Source organism: Hyphomicrobium sp. 01T421 (assembly GCF_056398805.1).
Window position 1 is genome coordinate 69,466 of sequence record NZ_JBFTQC010000001.1, and the last position, 17,130, is coordinate 86,595.

A 17,130-nucleotide genomic window follows, 5' to 3' on the forward strand; every position below is an offset into this window, starting at 1 on the left:
GAGGCGAAAACCATGCCCTCAATGCAGCAACTGCAGATTCTGGTCGTTGATGACACGTCCGTCAGCCGGGCGCTTCTAACCGACGGTCTTGATCAGATTGGGTTGAAGAACTTCAAAGTCGCCAAGGACGGCGAAGAGGGGTTGAAGATGATGATGGCGGCGCCCTGCCATCTCGTCATCTCGGACTACAACATGCCAAAAATCGACGGCATTCAGCTTTTGCGTGCGCTGCGCCAGCATGCCCCGACAAGCAAGGTCGGCTTCATCCTCGTGACGGGTAAGGGCGACAAAGCTCTTATCGACGAAGGCAAGAAGTGGGGACTGAATAACTTCCTCGCTAAGCCGTTCGCTGTGCCACAGCTCAAAACGTGCATCGAGGCTGTTGTCGGTAAGTTGACATGACGTCCGCCGTGAAGACGGAAAATCGCGTCCACATCATTCAAGGCGAGTTCTTCGTCACCAGCGACCGGGATGTCATGGTGACGACGATCCTCGGATCTTGCATTGCCGCGTGCATTCGCGATCCGCTTGCCGGAGTGGGCGGCATCAATCACTTTCTTCTGCCCGGCAACCTCGGCTCCACAGCGGCAGCGGATGAGCGCATGGGCGTCCATCTGATGGAAATGCTCGTCAACGGCCTGTTGAAGGCCGGTGGCCGGCGCGATCGGCTGGAGGCGAAGTTGTTTGGAGGTGCCCGCACCGTTCGTTCTCACTCCGACATCGGGAAGCACAACGCGGAATTCGCGCAACGCTTTCTCAAAGCGGAAGGTATTTCCTTCGTCGGTGGCAGCACTGGCGGTTTGCAGGGCCGGCGCATCCAGTATTGGCCGGTTTCAGGACGTGCGCGGCAAATTTTGCTTGCGGGTCCTGCACAAATCGAAAGGCCCGTGCAGATGCCCGTCGCAACAGTCGATGTCAACGCCGGCGAACTCGAACTTTTCTGATCGTTTTTTTGGGGACTGGGACGAGATGAACGACGGCAATCGACAACACGATGGTTCGCAGCGAACAGGCGTTCCCGTACCGGAGATATTGACGACGGTCTCTGAAGAAGTTCGGATGCTGTCGGATACCGCCAGTGATCTTCAGGATCTTATCAGCAACCTCGTCGTGGCCGGAGCGTTCGGCGGCTCGCAATCCCTTTACGAGCTTCAAAGTCTCGATCGGCTCTGCCAGAATCTCGGTGCAGTTGCCGACTTTCTCGCTGGCGTCTCGAAAAGCTCGTCCCGCGATTGGAAGGTCGACATTGCCGATGCCGCTCGATCCGTAAAACTCGCCGATCTTTCTGATCGGCTGACCGGGCGGCAGGCAGAAAGCGTTCCGTCCAATGAAGAAACGGGCGAGTTCGATGATTTCGGCAATTGGCCTATGACGGGCTGACTGCGCTTAGGATCCGACGAATTCGCGTGCCGCTGCAAGCGACGCGAAGCGCCGTCGCCCGACAAGCGTATCGATCTCGATCGATCCATCGTCATATTCAAGAAATTCGCGGCCAGCGAGCTTTCCGCCAACAACGGGCTTTCGCGGCTCTGGCAGCGGCGGTGGAACCGTTGCTGCAGGCAGCGCAGGCTTGCGTGCGTCGATGGCAGGTGCTTGCCAGAAATTGAGTTGCTGTCCAATTCGGATCATTGACCCGCGGCGCTCGATGATCGGAGCGAGCTTCATCGTCACCGCCGCAATCAGGATGCTTTGCATGACTGCGAGCGCCATCAGACGATGAATCCAGATCTCGGGCTCATCGGACAACAGCGCCGAATAGCCGATCGCGAAGATCAGAACCGATAAAAATCCAAGACCGGCGAATATCGCGAAGGCAGCCATTCCTCCGCGCTGCCGCGCAGTCACCGGCTTGCCGGAAAGCCGCCCGGCGTCGCGCGCGAGGCGCAGCTTGAGCTCGGCAGCTGTTTGACGGAAAACGGCATCGAAGCCGAAGTTACTATCGATTGCGCTCATTGTTTTTCATCATGTCCGCTTTTGAGAGATAGGTCCAACTGTCGATCATGATGTCCTTGATCATATCCCGGCCGAGCCGCTTGTTGGCTCCGGCCGCGATGTTGGCAGCGAGATCTTTGATGGCCTGTTTGCGTCCGGTCTTGATGTCGTTCGGCGTGGTCTCGTAGATCTGCCGAAATGCTTCGTCGGCCACGAACACTTCCGGTTGGATCGTGCTGAGTTTCACAAGTTCGGAGTCTGCCGTGAACTGCAGGCGCGTCACGACATAACCCATGACTTCGCCGTTCGTCAGGATCGGCACGCTCACCATGTGAGTCTTCATCATCTGCAGCTTGGGGCCCGCTTCCTTCGCCGCATCCGTCTTCGCACTGGATTTCCAAGAAACGGCGCCATAGACGCCGCCGATCGTGGAGAGACAGGCGATGAATGATAAGACGAGTAGTCGGATCACGTCGGGCTCCGCTGCGGTCCGATGTGACGAGTATAAGTGCCGTCTGAATCCGCGCTCTGGATCGCGAGGGACAGCATCGCCGTGATTTCCTTGACCGCATCGAGGTGAAGGCAGATCTTGCGAAGATTGACGGCGAGCTTGGCGCGGAATGCCTGAAGTTGGTGATTGAGTTCATCATCGACGTCGGCCGGCTTCAACCGCCGCATGGCCTGGCTGAGATCGACGAGGCCCTGGCTCTTGCGATCGTTTGAAGCCTTGAGATCGAAGTTTGGCGCTTTGTCCAACGCAGCGATTTCTTCGTCGAGACAGCTGTCGATACGCTGGATGACCTGGATCACCAGTGCGCGCGCGGCTTCGATGTCGTGCGCAACGGCGCGGCTAGGAATCACCGTCCGGAGACCGCTTTGAACAACGGCTCCGGCGCGCGTGACGGCTGCGGGCGAAGGTTGGTGAGATCCGGCTTTTGCTTCCGCCGCCGCACTGCTCATTTTACTTTCCTCTGGAACCGTCGGGTTCCGGTTTGATAATCATTTGCGCGATGCCGATCGTTCCCGATTTCGACAGAGTGGTTGCTAGGGTATCGACCATCATTCCCCGCCATACCGTTCCCGCGGTGCCATCGCCGAAGAGCGATTCCGAATCCTTCGGCATCCACTCTTCCAGCATCTGCCGGAGATACATTGCCTCGAACTGTTGGCCAGCTTCCTTGGACTTGCTCTTCTGCGTCTGGCCGGATTGTTCCGGCGCGGCGGCGTCGACGGGCCGAACGTCGGCGGATGGCGCCGGCCGGACCGTCTGTCGGGCGGTCCACATGGCCTGATCGGCGGCAGCTGTGGGCGAAATGATAGGCATAGCTCGTTTCGGTTGCGGAGGATGAGGCCTCACGATGAACGAGTAGACTTACCCCGGCCTTGCGCCGTCGTAGCTTGCTGAAATTCGAGCAAAGCCTCGAGTTCCCGCTGCTCGGACTTGCGGGATTCCTCGGCTCGGACGTCGGCCAGCAAAGAATTCGCCGCACGCGTACGGGCTGCAGCCGCGGCATAGCGAGCGAGCACCGCCGCATGTTCGTTCGAGAGACGTTGAAGGCGCCGCTGAATGTTCCCAAGGCTCCGCGACATCAGCGCCAGAAAGGGTTCGTGGACCGCGGATGGATTGGCGAGGGTGGCGATGATGTCTTCCTGCGAGCTTCGAAGCTCACTGATTTGCCGGGTCAATTCGCCGACCCTGGCTCTCTCGGTGGTCTCGAGATCGTGAAAGACGTCGACGAGCCGACTGACTTTTTTCGACGATCTAGCCATTTTGGCCGAGATTCTGGATCGCCTGCATCACCAGGGAGGAGAAAATCTCGATGGCCGACTTGTCGATCTGCAGCAACAGAAAGAGACCGCCGAGCACGACGAATGGTGTCGATACAAAATAAATCGGTATCTGCGGCACCATCTTGTTCAGGAAGCCGAACGCGAGATTGACCGTCAGAGAATAGACAATGAGCGCAGCGCTTAGCTGCAGCGTCAACTTGAAGGCGATCCCGACCTGCGCAACGATCATCTGCAGATTTGGCGGCGCCGCAATCGCCACCCCGACTTTGAACGCGTCGTATGACCGTTCCAGCATCCGAATGACGTTGATGTGCTGATTGGTGATGAAAAAAAGCACGACGGCGGGTGCTGTTACGAGAGACGCAAATGGCGAGGAAGGGTCATTGTTGTCGATTGAACGAGAGAAGACCGATCCGTATCCGGCTAAGTTCGCCATGGCCGTCGCGACGAACTCGAGGGCCATGAATAGAACCCGCACCAGAAATCCCAGAAGCATTCCGGTCGAGGTTTCGATCATGATCAGCGCGAGCAAATTGCTCGGTGTTTCCCCCGCCGACGGACGAACGGAATCGTATACGAGCGGCGTAATCGCGAGAGAAACGGCGACGGCAACGAAAAGTCGAAGCTGCACCGGAATGCGCTCGCTCGAAAGTCCGGGCAGCAGCATGAAGCATGCGCCGACGCGACAGAAGACAAGAAACGGAACCAGAATGGTTTCGTGCGTGAACTCGGTCATGAAACGGAGCCGAGAGACTGAATCTGGACGCCGCGGCTGATTTCGAGATGAGAGAGGACGGGCAGCGTTCCGAAGAGGCGCTCCGTAACCGTGTGAACGTAGGGGCGCGTCTCGGCGGCAGTGACGAGAACGAATTGGTGGCCGGCGTCCATGAGCGGCTGAACCATTCGGCTGAGATCGCCTCCGAACTGCTCGATGAGACGCGGCTCGATGTCGAACTCGACGACTTCGCCCTTGGCATCGCGCTTGAGCGCCTGATGGAAGGCGAGCTCCCAGCGATTTCCAAGCCGCACGACCTTGAGATAGTTGCCTTCGCTGAGATCGCCGCAAATCTGCGATGCGAGGCGCATGCGCACATGTTCGGAGATTTGCTCTGCCTTGCGCGAGAACGGTGCGATCTCCGCGACGGCTTCCAGAATGAGGTGCAGGTTCCGGATCGAAATGCGCTCGGCGAGCAACATTTTGAGGACGCTCTGCAGGCCGGAGTACGAGATCTGCGCCGGGCAGATTTCTTCCAGCAGCTTGCGATACTCGGGGTCGAGTCGCTCGAGGAGCGCGCGAAGATCGCGATATGAGAAGAGCTGCGCCAAGCTGTTGCGGATGACTTCAGCAACATGCGTCAGGAGCACGGATGTGTTTTCGACCGGAACGAAACCATCGCGCTTCAGCGCGTTCGTGAAGATGTCTGGTATCCACAAGGCCTTCATGCCGAATGCCGGTTCGCGTGTCTCGTCTCCCGGCGCCTCTGGCTTCGGGCCATCGCCGACGACGACGAGCACGTCACCGAGCCGAAGTTCGGCAGTCGCGATCACCGTTCCATGAACCTTGATCTGATAACTCTTCGGCGGAACGGAAAGATCTTCGACGAGCTTGATATCCGGAACGACGAAACCGTACTGCTTGGCGAACTTTCGACGCATCTTGGCGACGCGCAGTGGCAGGTCGCTGGTCGTACGCATCAGGACGGTAGAAATCTGCTTGCCGAAGCAGATCTCGATTTCCGTCGTCTTCAGCTGTTCGCGGATGGACTGACGCGATTGCTCTTCGGCAGACGGAGCTTCGCTCTCGGAACGCGCGTTGGATGCAGCTTTCGCGCTTTCGTCTCTCTGGCGAGTAACGCGCATACTAATGAATGCGAGGCCGCCGCCGATAGGAGCGAACACATACCAGGGCAGGCCCGGCGCCATAGACAGCAGCAACATCACGCCGCCTGTTACCATCAATGCGCGCGGATAATTGCCGAGCTGGCTGACGATGATGCCTTCCGTCGAGCCCTGCGTGCCGCCTTTCGACACGAGAAGACCCGCGGCGAGCGCGACGATGAGCGCCGGCATCTGGGTGACGATGCCGTCGCCCACCGACAGCAACGTAAACGTCTTGGCTGCGGTATCGAATGCCAGATCGTGTTGCGTAACGCCGATGATGATCCCGCCGAAGATGTTGACCGCAGTGATGATCAACCCCGCGATGGCGTCACCGCGAACGAACTTCGAGGCGCCGTCCATGGCGCCGAAGAATTGGCTTTCTTCTTCAAGCTCCCTGCGGCGCCGGACGGCTTCCTTCTCGTCGATCGAGCCGGCCGCGAGATCGGCGTCGACGGCCATCTGCTTGCCCGGCAGCGAATCGAGGGTGAAGCGCGCGCCGACCTCGGCGATACGCGTCGCGCCCTTCGTGATGACCACGAAGTTCACGGTGATGAGAATGATGAAGACGATGATGCCAATGACGAAATTGCCGCCCATGACGAACTGAGCGAAACCGGCGATGACGTGGCCGGCGGCGTTTGGTCCCTCGGCGCCATTCGACAGAATAAGGCGTGTCGTCGCGACGTTGAGCGACAGCCGGAGCAGCGTCGCGATCAGCAAGATGGTCGGAAAAGCGGAAAATTCGAGCGGGCGGCGTATCCACAACGCGACCATCAGGATGACGATCGACAGCGCAATAGACAAAGCCAGCCCAAGATCGATCATGAACGCCGGAAGCGGCAGGAACAGGATCATCAGAATGGCGATGATGCCCACGGCCAGGCCCGCGTCGCGCTGACCCAAATTTAGGTCGACGCCGCTCCCTGCGGCTTTCGTGGCTGCCATGATCGAAAAAATCCCCCAAACTTTGGGGGCGAGCTTCCTACTCGAAGCTTGCGCGAGGTCGTCATCGACCGCCAAACAGCGGAGAAAAAAGCAGAAATAGGAAATTTATACGAGATTCAAACGGATGGTTGGCGCGATTGCATCGCCAACCCGTGATGGTGACAGGCCTCACCGTCCTGGATGAAACTATTTTGCGGCTTCGACGGAACGCAGCGCCGTTTGAACCGGTGCAGCTTTTGCTTCGCCCTTCGCAGCGTCGAGCCGGCCACGGCCAATGCCGGAATAGCTGAGCCCGAGTTCGCGAACGGCGTCGGCATCGAAGACGTTCCGCAGATCGACGATGGTATTGCCGGTCATGCGCGCCTTGAGCGCTTCGAGATCGAGCGCGCGGTACTCGTTCCACTCCGTCACGACGACGAGCACGTCGGCGCCTTCCGCGGCCTGGTCGGCGCTATCGCACCAGACGATGCCGGGCAGCAAAGGCTCGGCATGACGCCGGCCCTGCGGATCGCAGGCCCGAATGGTCGCACCGCGTTCCTGCAGCATCGGCACGATGACGAGGCTCGGCGCATCGCGCATGTCGTCGGTGTTCGGCTTGAAGGTCAGACCCAGGACCGCGATCGTCTTGTTGCGAACCGAACCCCCAGCTGCCTCTTCGACGCGGATCGCCATGGCGAGCTTTCGCTCGTGGTTGACGCGTTCGACCTGCTCGATGATCGACACCGGCGCTCTCGCCTCCCGTGCCGTACGGATAAGAGCCGAAACGTCCTTGGGAAAACAGGAGCCGCCGTAACCCGGGCCCGGATGAAGAAACTTGTCGCCGATGCGCCGGTCCTTGCCGATTGCAGAGGCAACCTCCTGAACGTCGGCGCCCACGCTTTCGCAGAGATCCGCGATCTCGTTGATGAAGCTGATCTTGAGGGCAAGGAAGGCGTTGGCCGCGTACTTCGCGAGTTCCGCCGATTCGCGCTCGACGAACATCACCGGTGAGCCGCGCAGCGCCAGGGGCTTGTAAAGCCGCTCCATCACGTCGCGCGCACGGTCGTCATCGGTGCCGACGAGGACCCTATCGGGATGGGTGAAGTCCTGGATCGCCGATCCTTCGCGCAAAAACTCAGGGTTGGAGCAGATGGCAACGTCGGCATCGGGACGCTTTGCCTTGAGGCGGCGCTCGATCTCGCGGCTAGTCCCGACCGGCACGGTCGACTTCGTCGTGACGACCGTGAATCCGTTGAAATGAGGAGCGGCTTCTTCGACGGCTGTGAACACATAGGAAAGGTCGGCATACCCGTCGCCGCGCCGCATCGGCGTTCCGACCGCCAGGAAGACGACGTCGGCGTCCGCGACGGCCGGCCCGAGCTCCTCTGTAAACACCAGGCGGCCGGCCTTGATGTTTCGCTCCAGCAAAGCGTCAAGCCCGGGCTCATAGATGGGGGAGCGGCCTGCCTTGAGGTCGGCGAGCCGGTTCGGGTCCTTATCGACGCAGGTAACGGTCCAGCCGAAGTCGGAAAAGCAGGCGGCTGAGACGAGCCCGACGTACCCCGCGCCGACCATACAAATCTTCATACTTCAGATCCCCCTTCCCCTCTGTATTCGTGCGCCGAACCTGACGAGGTGTAGCACCGGATCGGTATGTGGGAAATTGCCACGCTGGTACACGGCATTGCCCGAAAACACCCCAGATATCTGGCCAGTAGCGGGAAAAGATGGCGATCCTCGCACCGTGCTCGGTCAAATGAACGGAGTTCGGCGTTTATAGCGGCCCCGTCCGGCGGGGCAACAATTCACACCTGCCTCATAAGCATTGAAGTTCTTGTTATTTGACCCGAGGCCCCGATCAAGGCTTTCATGCGTCTGTCGGCACGCTGCTGTGCTGGCCGCGGTGATTTCGAAAGCGACTTGCGCCGCGTCATCAAACGCTAAGCCCCACGAAATGCTCGTGGGCTCCGCAATGGAGACCGCTATGAAAAACTCAGACCTCCGCTCAAATGCCTCTCGCGCGATGATGATGGGCTGTATGCCCGGCTGCTGTTGAGATCACGCAGCCCGGACTGAGCCATTTCAATCGAACAATCGCATTTCAGAGGACGCTGGCGACCGCCGGCAGAGCAAAGACATGTCTAAATCTTACGTCATCGAGGTCGGCGACGACCAGGCAGGACTCATTATCCGTGAAGAAGGAGAACACGAGTATCTCTTCCACGCGGCACTCAATGAATACAGTGCGCTCGAAGGGCGCCGCTTCGCAAATCCGCTTCTCGCGGAACGCGCAGCGATGGCTCATTCGGTGAGCCGGCGTCGTCGCCGTGCCTCTGGCCGCGTTGCGGAGGCGTTCGCCCTATGAGCCGAAGCAACAGCACGTCTGGCCAGCCGGCCGTCGAGGCACAACAGGCGACCGATTTGCCGAGACCCGCCACATCGGCCCCGCCGCGGCACTTGAGGTTAGTGGTGAACCGCGACTGGCAGATCGACCCCGTTCTCACGCTCGCGGCGATCGGACCGTCGACAGACTTCTAAAGCGCAGGCTAGCACGCTTGTCAGCGCTTCTTCCTCCCTGGACCTGCTCGCTCACACTCTGCGATCGGGTTACTTGAGACCGGTGGCTCCATCGGCTGCCGGTCTCTCTTTCATTATCAGACGGCGTAGCAATGCTGAAAAAGCATGCGAAGGCTTGTCGGTTCTTCGTGCTCAACAACACCCAGTCAAAGAATTCGCTATATAAAAAGGATCTGCATATGACGATCGGGCGTGTGGTATCGCTGCTTGGTTTGGCGACGGCTCTTCTCGTGGCGGTATCGCCCGGAGCGTTCGCACAATCGAGCATTCTCAATGCTTCGTATGACGTCTCGCGTGAACTCTACAAAGAAATCAACCCGGCATTCGTTGCGAGCTGGAAGAAGTCGTCGGGAAGCGACATTGAAGTCAAGCAAGCGCACGGCGGATCGACAAAGCAGGCGCAAGCCGTCTCCGAAGGCCTCGAGGCCGATGTCGTAACACTCAATCAGCCGACGGACCTCGATTTCCTCGTGAGCAAAGGTGCCGTCGCGAGCGACTGGCGGACGAAATTCCCCAACGGCGCCGCACCCTATACGACCACCACGGTCTTTCTCGTCCGCAAAGGCAATCCCAAGGGCATCGCCGATTGGGATGATCTGGTGAAGTCCGGCACGTCCGTCGTCATTCCCAATCCGAAGACCTCGGGGAACGGACGCTATACCTATCTTGCGGCTTGGGGCTATGCGGTTGACAAGCTCGGTTCAGACGAAAAGGCACGCGAATTCGTTGCCAAGCTTTTTGCAAACGTTCCGGTATTTGATGGTGGCGGACGCGGCGCCACGACAAGCTTTACGCAGCGCGCCATCGGCGACGTTCTCGTGACGTTTGAGAACGAAGCCGCTCTCATCAAGGCCGAGGTCGACGGGCAGAACTTCGACGTCGTTTATCCCTCGCTCAGCGTCGAGGCCGCGCCCCCCATCGCGATCGTCGATACCGTGGTCGCGAAACGCAAGACAGCGGATGTCGCCAAGGCCTATCTAGATTTCCTCTATTCTGACGACGCGCAGAAAATCATAGCCAAGCATCATTTTCGGCCGCGTAATGAAGCCGTGTTGAAGGAAGCGAACCTGCCGGCCATCAAGACTTTCTCGGTCGAAGACAAGCTTGGTCCTTGGGCGACTGTCCAGAAAACGCACTTTGCCGACGGCGGCATCTACGATCAGATCACGACCAAGCAGAATTGATCTAGCGCAATGATTGGCAAGCCGCGACAACCTGCGCGGCTTGCTTCTCCCCATTCGATCCCTCGTCGAAGCTTCGATTGACTGATAGAAGCGCCTGGGGACGCAGCCGTTCGTATTGGCGTCGCCGGACAGAGAAATGGGGAGAGGTTCCGATGGGTGATCATTTTTGGCCGGCAATGTATCCGGGCCTGATAGTCGGAATCCTCTACGGCTTATCACTGCGTGGAGTATTCAATACGGTCGTCGCCGCACTCGGCGGTCTGGTGGGCGCGGCTATTGCCTACGCGGTTTTAGTCGCAGTCGACCTCAACGACGGTCTGCCTTCGGTGATCGGCTTGATTGTTGCGGCATTGATCGGCGCCTACCTTTTGACGAACATTGCGCAAAGGTTCCGCGGTTCCCACGCGAAATCCTGAGCGCCGCCGGGCGAGCCGCGCGAAATGCACAGCTTCCGCGTCGGCTTGCGATGCTGAGCGGTCGTTTTCCCCTGTGTCATGGATACGTCGCGCAACTGTCGTCGAAATTTCACTGAATCCTGGAATGCAGCGGTTGGATTTCTAACCGGGGAGTGAGATGGCCGATTTCGTCACGGCGGCGGCTCTAATCTTCTGCATAGCGGCCACGGCCACACATCTCGTATCGGTCGCACTGGCGTTATGGCGCGTTACGTCCTCTCGGAGCCGCGAGCGCGGCTTGAGCGTCGAGCCCGTCAGCATCATCCGGCCGATATGCGGTCTGGATCATTTCGATGAAATGACATTGCGCTCGACCTTTGAGCTTGCCGATAGCAGCTATGAGGTCATTTTCTGCGCCGCACGCGAAGACGACCCGGCGGTTCCATTTGCCAGGAAACTGATCGCGAAATATCCGCATGTCGAAGCCAGGCTGCTCATCGGTGATGACAGGCCTACGAGCAATCCCAAGCTGAACAATATCGTCAAGGGCTGGGGCGCGGCACGGTTCCCGTGGATCGTGCTCGCCGACAACAACGTTTTGATGCCCGAGAACTATCTCAGCGATCTCTTCCGCAGCTTCGAGCCGGGCGTCGGTCTCGTTTGCTCGCCGCCCGTCGGCAGCCATCCGATAGGATTTTGGGCCGAACTCGAATGCGCGTTCCTCAATACGTATCAAGCCCGCTGGCAAAGTGCCGCCGATACGGTCGGTTTGGGATTTGCGCAAGGCAAGTCGATGCTTTGGCGCCGCGATATTCTCGATGAGGCGGGTGGCGTCGAAGCGCTGGGCGCTGAGATTGCCGAAGACGCCGCCGCAACGAAGATCGTCCGCGCGCATGGTCTCCGCGTGCGCCTTGTTGATCGCCCGTTCGAGCAGCCGCTGGGGCCACGATCCGTAAAGCAAGTATGGGCGCGACAAGTGCGCTGGGCGAGATTGCGTCGCGTAACATTCCCGGTTTTCTACGCGCCGGAAATTCTTTCGGGCAGCATGCTGCCGATCGCATCGGGCTTCGCGGCCGCTTCGAGCGTCGGTCTTGATCCGATGACGGTCCTCGCCGGCCTGCTTGTCGTCTGGTACGGAACCGAAGCGCTTTTGGCGCGCGTGGCAGGCTGGCACTTGAAATGGCAGTCGCCCATTGCGTGGATGCTGCGCGATGCATTGCTCCCGCTGCTGTGGGTCGAAGGTTGGGCGGGAGATACGTTCGTCTGGCGCGGCAACGACATGAGCGTCGCCAAAGCAGACGCGGCCAATTCGAGCCGCGAGCTCGCCGTCACAACGAAGAGCATGTAGCGCGAGAGCCCCGAAGTCCTACTTCGTAAGAGCTAACGCCGGATCCGGCGAGAGGCCGACCGTGCGTCCTTCAAAACCGGCTGCGTCGAAATATTTCGTCTCGCCCACAACCTGATAGTTGAGGATCGTCCGCAGGCCTGAAGGCGCAGGTGCCGACACGATCGTCTTGCGTTCCCATGTCGGCACGGCACCCTCTGGGAACGTCTCCGTCAGCGCTCTGCCGACGAGTTTGCCATTACTTTCCGGCATCAGCCCGAGGATCGCAGCGATGGTCCGCCCGATATCTGCATTGCTCGCAGGGGCCTCGCTGATGAAGCCCTTCTTGAAGCTCGGACCGAACGCCGCCATGAAATTGGCCGTATCGGCACGGCTGAAGCTGCCATGCATTCCTTGGCCTTGCTGCAGACCGGTGTCGGCGACCTCCGCGGTGCACAGCACCGGCTGTGTACATCCCGTCGAGAAGCTCTTGAAATTGACGACGATCGATGGCCGCGGCATCAGCGACGAGCCCTGGAGATTGATCGCGCTTAACGGCAACGTCCCGGCGAAAGTACCGAGGTTATCGTCGACGAATAGCCCGCTGACATAATCCTGCGCGAGCAGCGCATCGATCGTCTTTTGTGCCAGTTCGCGATCCCCGCTCGGAATATAAATGAGATCTGACCCGCCGTTTGCCGCGACGACAACCTTCGGCGCGTTCGCATCTTCGCCAATCAAGCCGTCTGCGTTCTTTGGATTCGTTCCGCTTTCGACTTTGGCGTTACCGGCTTCAGGATCGTAAAGCGGCAGGTTCAGAGCTGCTGCAATGTCGATCGCGAGAAATCCCGGAGGCAGCAACCCCGCAGGCACGTCCGCGTAGCTGGCGCGAGCGGCGGCACTCGTTTCGCTCTGTTTCGAGATCGTGGAGAAGCCATGATCCGCTGAGACGACGATATCAGTCGTGTCGGAAAGCCCAAGGTCGTCGAGCGTCCGCCGGATTGCGGCGAGGTTCGAGTCGGCATTGCGGATGGCCGCCATCGACGTCGGTCCGTTGATGCCGGGCTCGAGCTTCAGCAGGCTGTCGCCCTGGTTATGCTGCGTTCCGTCTGGATCGCGCGACCAGAAGACGACGACGAACGGCTTCCCGTCGGATTTAAATTTCGGCAGAACGACCTGTGTCAGAGCCGCTGCGAAATATCCCTGCTGAACGACGTTGGCGTCCTTTGTCCCGGGCTCGTGGGAATTTCCGCTTTCTTTGTTGGTAAGCCGGCTCGGAGCTTCCATTGGCAGCCCCTGCGCCTTGAGACCGTCGCTGACCCATGACGCGAGCGAAATACCTGCAGGTGTCCCCGTCGCATCATCCATGATGACGCTTTCGCCGCCGCCGCGCGACGTATGATTGAAGACGAACGTCGGGCCGATCTTGCCGATCGCGGCCGTGTTGAACCCGGCGCGATGCGCAACGTGAAGGATCGTCTCCTCGTCGATGAAGTTGGCGCCGAAATGCTCGTCGATGTCACCGATCACTCCGTCGTTCTCGATGAAGGCCATCCGCGCCGAAGCGGTTGTGCGGATCTGGAAGCCCGCGTAAAGCACGTTTCCGAAAACGCCGGTGTCGCCGAGATAGTGCCCGGTCGCCATGCCGCTGGAGTTCGGCATCGTGAACGTCGGAAAAAGCGAATGGCTGTTTGCGAAGTTGACGCCCTTGTCCCGGATCTCCGCAAACGTTGGAGCCGTCGCGGGCGTCACGATGCCGGCTCTGAGCCCGTCCGGAACAAACAGAACGACGTTGTGCCGAGGCGCGTCCGCAAAAGCGGGGACCGCGCTCGCGAGTACGGCCAGACATGCCAATGAGAAAAACTGCTTCGCTTTCATTCTTCGCTCACTCATTCGAACGGGAAATTAGGCGCGAGCCTAACGCCCGACGATGAACCTCTGATGTCGGCCGGCACGCCGCGAAACGGCGGGGACCCGCGTAGCAACCAATTCAATGCTCAGTACCGCTCTCGTGGTGGAAATATCCGCTCGATTATGCCACAAGACGCGCCTCGATAGCAGGCATAGGGGGCCGCGTGCGCTTTCTCGTTTTTCAGCACATTGCGTGCGAGCATCCTGGCATCTTCCGCAAATTTTTCGCAGCCGACGGCATTTCATGGGACGCTGTCGAACTCGACGAGGGAGCGGCCATCCCCGCGCTCGAGAACTACGACGCGCTTTGGGTGATGGGCGGACCGATGGACGTGTGGGACGTCGAGGAATGCCCGTGGCTGATCGAAGAAAAGCGTGCGATCCGGCGCTGGGTTTGCGACCTCGGCCGTCCTTTTGTTGGGCTCTGCCTTGGGCACCAACTCCTCGCCGATGCGCTGGGCGGCACATGCGGACCGCAACGTCCGTCAGAAATCGGAATACTCGACGTCGCACTGACGCCTGAGGCCGGCAGCGATCCGGTGTTCGGTGATCTGCCAAAGCGGTTCAAAGCGGTTCAATGGCACTCGGTGCGCGTGGCCCAACCGCCCGAAGGCGCTGTCGTGCTCGCACAATCCGATGTGTGCCCGTGTCAGGCAATGCGTGTCGGCCGAAATGCCTGGAGCATGCAGTACCACGTCGAGATCGAGGAAAATACGATCACGGACTGGGGCAACATCCCTGCTTACGCCGCGACTCTGGAGCGAACGCACGGACCAGGCGCACTACCGCGCATGGCCGAGACGGCGAAACCTCACATGGCAAACTTCGCCGCCGATGCAGAAAAGTTCTATCGCAACTTCATGCGCGAAATCAGTTCGCGCTAGCTGCCTTTCAAAATTATCAGCACTTCGCGCAATGCGTCCGGAGAAATCGATTTTATCGAGAATGCTCCAAATTCGTTGCGTTCACTGATTGCTGTGATAGCTTGAAATACCATTGACTTATCGGCCTAATTGGTTGTGATTGGTACAGGAGTTCGCATGTCCGGCTCGGACACCGCGCAACGAACTGGAGACCCAGCAGGCGGAATTGCTTGCAGCGCCTGGCTCTGTCCCAGGCGCGATCCACTTTTCGGAATTCTGCTGATCGTTTAGCGCCACGCGCCGGAGACCCGGTTCGTGGCGTTTGTCGTTTTATCACGTCGCACGCGGATCAAACTCAAGCATCGGGGGATGCGTATGGCAGCGACTTACGAACCAGGCACCGGGGCAGGTTCCGGAAACACACTTCATCGAGCCATCGATTGGCGCGGCGCCTTCTGGGTAGCAAGCGGCGTGCCCGCTCTCGTCCTCTTCTCGATTGGCGGCATCGCCGGCACCGCAGGCAAGCTTGCCTTCGTTGTCTGGACGGTCTCCATGATCATGGGGTTCTTGCAGTCCTTTACCTACGCAGAGATAGCTGGGCTTTTTCCCAACAAATCCGGCGGTGCTTCGGTCTATGGCGCGACGGCTTGGCTCCGCTATTCCAAATTGATCGCGCCGTTATCGGTGTGGTGTAACTGGTTCGCGTGGTCGCCGGTTCTGTCCCTCGGATGCGCAATCGCGGCCGGCTATATCTTGAATGCCGTCGCGCCGATTCCGGCCTTCACCGAGCAATCGCCGGAAGTCATCGCGTGGCTCGCTGATCCCGCGAACGTTGGTAAAGTCGCGGCGGATGCCATCACCGCGGTAACGGCTGTCCACACGCCAGCTATCCAATCGTTCAATGCGCTGAGCGTTGCCGTGCCAGGTCTTGGAACGCTAAACTTCAACTCTTCGTTCTTCATCGGCGCCGTATTGATGTTGATCGTCTTCGCCATTCAGCATCGTGGCATCCTCGGCACCGCGAACGCGCAAAAGTACATCGGCCTCCTCGTCATTATCCCGATGTTGATCGTCGGAATCGTCCCACTCATCAACGGTCAGTTCCACGCGTCGAATGTTGCGGGACCATATCTCCCAGGTGTCGGCGATAACGTCGGATGGACGCTGTTCCTCGGCGCTATGTTCATCGCCGCGTGGTCCACCTACGCCTTCGAAACGGCGATCTGCTATACGCGGGAATTCCGCAATCCTCGAACCGACACGTTCAAGGCGATCTTCTATTCTGGGCTCCTTTGCCTGCTGCTCTACATTCTGGTGCCCTTCACATTCCAGGGGGTTCTGGGTGTAGACGGAATGAAAGACCCTGGCATCGTGGCGGGCACGGGCGTCGCCGACGCCATGGCCAACATGGTCGCCGGCGGTAACGCGTTCATCAAAGAAGTCTTCGTGGCGCTTATGATCTTGGCGCTCGTGCTCGCGATCATGACGGCGATGGCCGGATCATCGCGAACGCTCTACCAGGGCTCGGTCGATGGGTGGCTGCCGCGCTATCTCAGCCATACCAACGCGCACGGTGCGCCGACACGCGCGATGTGGACTGACCTTGTCTTCAACCTCTTTCTGCTCGCGATCGCATCCGATTCGGGCGGCTACTTCTTCATCCTCGCCGTATCGAACGTCGGCTACATCATCTTCAACTTCCTCAACCTCAATGCAGGCTGGATGCATCGCGTCGATAGCGGCCATCTCGACCGCCCCTATCGCGCACCGACCTGGCTGATCGGACTGAATACGGTTCTCGCGTTCGTCAACGCGCTCTTCATGGGCGCGGGCGCGAAAGTCTGGGGCTATTCGAACGCGCTCTTGGTCGGCTTCATCTTCGCCGCGCTCATCATCCCGGTCTTCGCCTTCCGGCACTACGTCCAAGACAAAGGACAATTCCCGAAAGGCGCGCTCGAAGATTTGGGATTGACCGGTCAGGACCTCGGCGAGCGGAAAGCCGGCATACTTCCTTACTTGGCGCTGCTCGGCGGCCTCGCCGTGGTGCTCGTTGCGAATTGGTACTTCCAGATGCCGCCATCGTGACGGAGGACGGACTGAGTTAGCGGCAACGTGTTTTTCGAAGGCGGTCGACGCCGGACCCATTACACCGCCGCAAAAGATTAAATTCGCGGCGCGCTGATGCGCGCTGAATTCCACACTGACCGTCATCTTTTAACGAAAGGGGAAACGCGAATTGCTCGAACTGTGCTGCCAGAATAATCGGCGATTGCCCTGTATTTGGCCTTGTACGGATCAGGACAACAGCAGCATAATTCAAAAATTATCACTCACAGGAAAAATCGGGT

At 59.3% G+C, this 17,130-nt stretch carries 19 protein-coding genes; 10 read left to right on the forward strand and 9 right to left on the reverse strand.

Going from position 1 to position 17,130, the window contains the following annotated elements; genetic code table 11:
- Positions 1-12: 12 nt before the first annotated feature.
- Genes AC1DK3_RS00345 through AC1DK3_RS00355 form a run of 3 tightly spaced genes read left to right on the forward strand, consistent with a single transcriptional unit; the run spans position 13 to position 1,380 of the window.
- The gene (locus AC1DK3_RS00345; protein ID WP_477190320.1) at positions 13-402 is read left to right on the forward strand and encodes a response regulator; all 390 of its coding nucleotides are present in this window, start codon (positions 13-15) and stop codon (positions 400-402) included.
- A complete protein-coding gene (locus tag AC1DK3_RS00350; protein WP_477190321.1) occupies positions 399-944 on the forward strand; it encodes a chemotaxis protein CheD in 546 nt (181 codons plus the stop codon). The genes AC1DK3_RS00345 and AC1DK3_RS00350 overlap by 4 nt, the downstream gene beginning before the upstream one ends.
- A gap of 25 nt (positions 945-969) precedes the next feature.
- A complete protein-coding gene (locus AC1DK3_RS00355; protein WP_477190322.1) occupies positions 970-1,380 on the forward strand; it encodes a hypothetical protein in 411 nt (136 codons plus the stop codon).
- Positions 1,381-1,386: 6 nt separating this feature from the next.
- Here AC1DK3_RS00355 and AC1DK3_RS00360 read toward each other — a convergent pair whose 3' ends face one another.
- The 8 genes from AC1DK3_RS00360 to AC1DK3_RS00395 all read right to left on the reverse strand — a co-directional run bounded on the left by AC1DK3_RS00360 (position 1,387) and on the right by AC1DK3_RS00395 (position 8,115).
- Positions 1,387-1,953: a hypothetical protein gene (locus tag AC1DK3_RS00360; RefSeq protein ID WP_477190323.1), complete on the reverse strand. Its 567-nt coding sequence runs from the start codon at positions 1,951-1,953 to the stop codon at positions 1,387-1,389.
- A complete protein-coding gene (locus AC1DK3_RS00365; RefSeq protein WP_477190324.1) occupies positions 1,937-2,404 on the reverse strand; it encodes a flagellar basal body-associated protein FliL in 468 nt (155 codons plus the stop codon). The genes AC1DK3_RS00360 and AC1DK3_RS00365 overlap by 17 nt, the downstream gene beginning before the upstream one ends.
- Positions 2,401-2,892: a hypothetical protein gene (locus tag AC1DK3_RS00370; protein ID WP_477190325.1), complete on the reverse strand. Its 492-nt coding sequence runs from the start codon at positions 2,890-2,892 to the stop codon at positions 2,401-2,403. The genes AC1DK3_RS00365 and AC1DK3_RS00370 overlap by 4 nt, the downstream gene beginning before the upstream one ends.
- Position 2,893: 1 nt before the next feature.
- On the reverse strand, positions 2,894-3,256 hold the full coding sequence (locus AC1DK3_RS00375) for a rod-binding protein (protein WP_477190326.1): 363 nt from the start codon (positions 3,254-3,256) through the stop codon (positions 2,894-2,896).
- A gap of 29 nt (positions 3,257-3,285) precedes the next feature.
- Positions 3,286-3,702: a hypothetical protein gene (locus AC1DK3_RS00380; protein WP_477190327.1), complete on the reverse strand. Its 417-nt coding sequence runs from the start codon at positions 3,700-3,702 to the stop codon at positions 3,286-3,288.
- Positions 3,695-4,459: a flagellar biosynthetic protein FliR gene (locus AC1DK3_RS00385; protein ID WP_477190328.1), complete on the reverse strand. Its 765-nt coding sequence runs from the start codon at positions 4,457-4,459 to the stop codon at positions 3,695-3,697. The genes AC1DK3_RS00380 and AC1DK3_RS00385 overlap by 8 nt, the downstream gene beginning before the upstream one ends.
- On the reverse strand, positions 4,456-6,549 hold the full coding sequence (flhA, locus tag AC1DK3_RS00390; RefSeq protein WP_477190329.1) for a flagellar biosynthesis protein FlhA: 2,094 nt from the start codon (positions 6,547-6,549) through the stop codon (positions 4,456-4,458). Before flhA ends, AC1DK3_RS00385 begins: the two co-directional genes overlap by 4 nt.
- A gap of 186 nt (positions 6,550-6,735) precedes the next feature.
- Positions 6,736-8,115: a UDP-glucose dehydrogenase family protein gene (locus AC1DK3_RS00395; protein ID WP_477190330.1), complete on the reverse strand. Its 1,380-nt coding sequence runs from the start codon at positions 8,113-8,115 to the stop codon at positions 6,736-6,738.
- A gap of 550 nt (positions 8,116-8,665) precedes the next feature.
- Between AC1DK3_RS00395 and AC1DK3_RS00400 the strand changes: the two genes are divergently transcribed.
- The 5 genes from AC1DK3_RS00400 to AC1DK3_RS00420 all read left to right on the forward strand — a co-directional run bounded on the left by AC1DK3_RS00400 (position 8,666) and on the right by AC1DK3_RS00420 (position 12,032).
- Complete coding sequence (locus AC1DK3_RS00400) at positions 8,666-8,893, forward strand: hypothetical protein (protein ID WP_477190331.1); 228 nt, start codon at positions 8,666-8,668, stop codon at positions 8,891-8,893.
- A complete protein-coding gene (locus AC1DK3_RS00405) occupies positions 8,890-9,066 on the forward strand; it encodes a hypothetical protein (RefSeq protein WP_477190332.1) in 177 nt (58 codons plus the stop codon). Before AC1DK3_RS00400 ends, AC1DK3_RS00405 begins: the two co-directional genes overlap by 4 nt.
- A gap of 218 nt (positions 9,067-9,284) precedes the next feature.
- Positions 9,285-10,289: a sulfate ABC transporter substrate-binding protein gene (locus AC1DK3_RS00410; RefSeq protein WP_477190333.1), complete on the forward strand. Its 1,005-nt coding sequence runs from the start codon at positions 9,285-9,287 to the stop codon at positions 10,287-10,289.
- Between the two features lie 152 nt (positions 10,290-10,441).
- Positions 10,442-10,705, forward strand: coding sequence for a hypothetical protein (locus AC1DK3_RS00415; RefSeq protein ID WP_477190334.1), 264 nt, complete (start codon positions 10,442-10,444; stop codon positions 10,703-10,705).
- 157 nt (positions 10,706-10,862) lie between these two features.
- Positions 10,863-12,032 carry a ceramide glucosyltransferase gene (locus tag AC1DK3_RS00420; protein ID WP_477190335.1) on the forward strand — a complete coding sequence of 390 codons (1,170 nt, stop codon included), beginning with the start codon at positions 10,863-10,865 and terminating at the stop codon, positions 12,030-12,032.
- An 18-nt stretch (positions 12,033-12,050) separates the two neighbouring features.
- On the opposite strand, the gene AC1DK3_RS00425 is transcribed toward AC1DK3_RS00420, so the two are convergent.
- Positions 12,051-13,886, reverse strand: coding sequence for an alkaline phosphatase family protein (locus AC1DK3_RS00425; RefSeq protein ID WP_477190336.1), 1,836 nt, complete (start codon positions 13,884-13,886; stop codon positions 12,051-12,053).
- 197 nt (positions 13,887-14,083) lie between these two features.
- Here AC1DK3_RS00425 and AC1DK3_RS00430 point away from each other — a divergent pair, with 197 nt between their 5' ends.
- Together AC1DK3_RS00430 and AC1DK3_RS00435 are read left to right on the forward strand one after the other, a co-directional pair.
- Entirely contained in the window at positions 14,084-14,803 is a 720-nt protein-coding gene (locus AC1DK3_RS00430; RefSeq protein WP_477190337.1) for a type 1 glutamine amidotransferase, read from the forward strand.
- A gap of 354 nt (positions 14,804-15,157) precedes the next feature.
- Positions 15,158-16,867: an APC family permease gene (locus AC1DK3_RS00435; protein ID WP_477190338.1), complete on the forward strand. Its 1,710-nt coding sequence runs from the start codon at positions 15,158-15,160 to the stop codon at positions 16,865-16,867.
- Positions 16,868-17,130: the final 263 nt, after the last annotated feature.

Excerpts from the sequence above, each read along its gene's own strand:
- AC1DK3_RS00345 (WP_477190320.1), top strand. The coding sequence starts at position 13 with ATGCCCTCAATGCAGCAACTGCAGATTCTGGTCGTTGATGACACGTCC.
- AC1DK3_RS00350 (WP_477190321.1), top strand. The coding sequence starts at position 399 with ATGACGTCCGCCGTGAAGACGGAAAATCGCGTCCACATCATTCAAGGC.
- AC1DK3_RS00355 (WP_477190322.1), top strand. The coding sequence starts at position 970 with ATGAACGACGGCAATCGACAACACGATGGTTCGCAGCGAACAGGCGTT.
- AC1DK3_RS00360 (WP_477190323.1), bottom strand. The coding sequence starts at position 1,953 with ATGAGCGCAATCGATAGTAACTTCGGCTTCGATGCCGTTTTCCGTCAA.
- AC1DK3_RS00370 (WP_477190325.1), bottom strand. The coding sequence starts at position 2,892 with ATGAGCAGTGCGGCGGCGGAAGCAAAAGCCGGATCTCACCAACCTTCG.
- AC1DK3_RS00375 (WP_477190326.1), bottom strand. The coding sequence starts at position 3,256 with ATGCCTATCATTTCGCCCACAGCTGCCGCCGATCAGGCCATGTGGACC.
- AC1DK3_RS00380 (WP_477190327.1), bottom strand. The coding sequence starts at position 3,702 with ATGGCTAGATCGTCGAAAAAAGTCAGTCGGCTCGTCGACGTCTTTCAC.
- AC1DK3_RS00385 (WP_477190328.1), bottom strand. The coding sequence starts at position 4,459 with ATGACCGAGTTCACGCACGAAACCATTCTGGTTCCGTTTCTTGTCTTC.
- flhA (WP_477190329.1), bottom strand. The coding sequence starts at position 6,549 with ATGGCAGCCACGAAAGCCGCAGGGAGCGGCGTCGACCTAAATTTGGGT.
- AC1DK3_RS00395 (WP_477190330.1), bottom strand. The coding sequence starts at position 8,115 with ATGAAGATTTGTATGGTCGGCGCGGGGTACGTCGGGCTCGTCTCAGCC.
- AC1DK3_RS00400 (WP_477190331.1), top strand. The coding sequence starts at position 8,666 with ATGTCTAAATCTTACGTCATCGAGGTCGGCGACGACCAGGCAGGACTC.
- AC1DK3_RS00405 (WP_477190332.1), top strand. The coding sequence starts at position 8,890 with ATGAGCCGAAGCAACAGCACGTCTGGCCAGCCGGCCGTCGAGGCACAA.
- AC1DK3_RS00410 (WP_477190333.1), top strand. The coding sequence starts at position 9,285 with ATGACGATCGGGCGTGTGGTATCGCTGCTTGGTTTGGCGACGGCTCTT.
- AC1DK3_RS00415 (WP_477190334.1), top strand. The coding sequence starts at position 10,442 with ATGGGTGATCATTTTTGGCCGGCAATGTATCCGGGCCTGATAGTCGGA.
- AC1DK3_RS00420 (WP_477190335.1), top strand. The coding sequence starts at position 10,863 with ATGGCCGATTTCGTCACGGCGGCGGCTCTAATCTTCTGCATAGCGGCC.
- AC1DK3_RS00425 (WP_477190336.1), bottom strand. The coding sequence starts at position 13,886 with ATGAAAGCGAAGCAGTTTTTCTCATTGGCATGTCTGGCCGTACTCGCG.
- AC1DK3_RS00435 (WP_477190338.1), top strand. The coding sequence starts at position 15,158 with ATGGCAGCGACTTACGAACCAGGCACCGGGGCAGGTTCCGGAAACACA.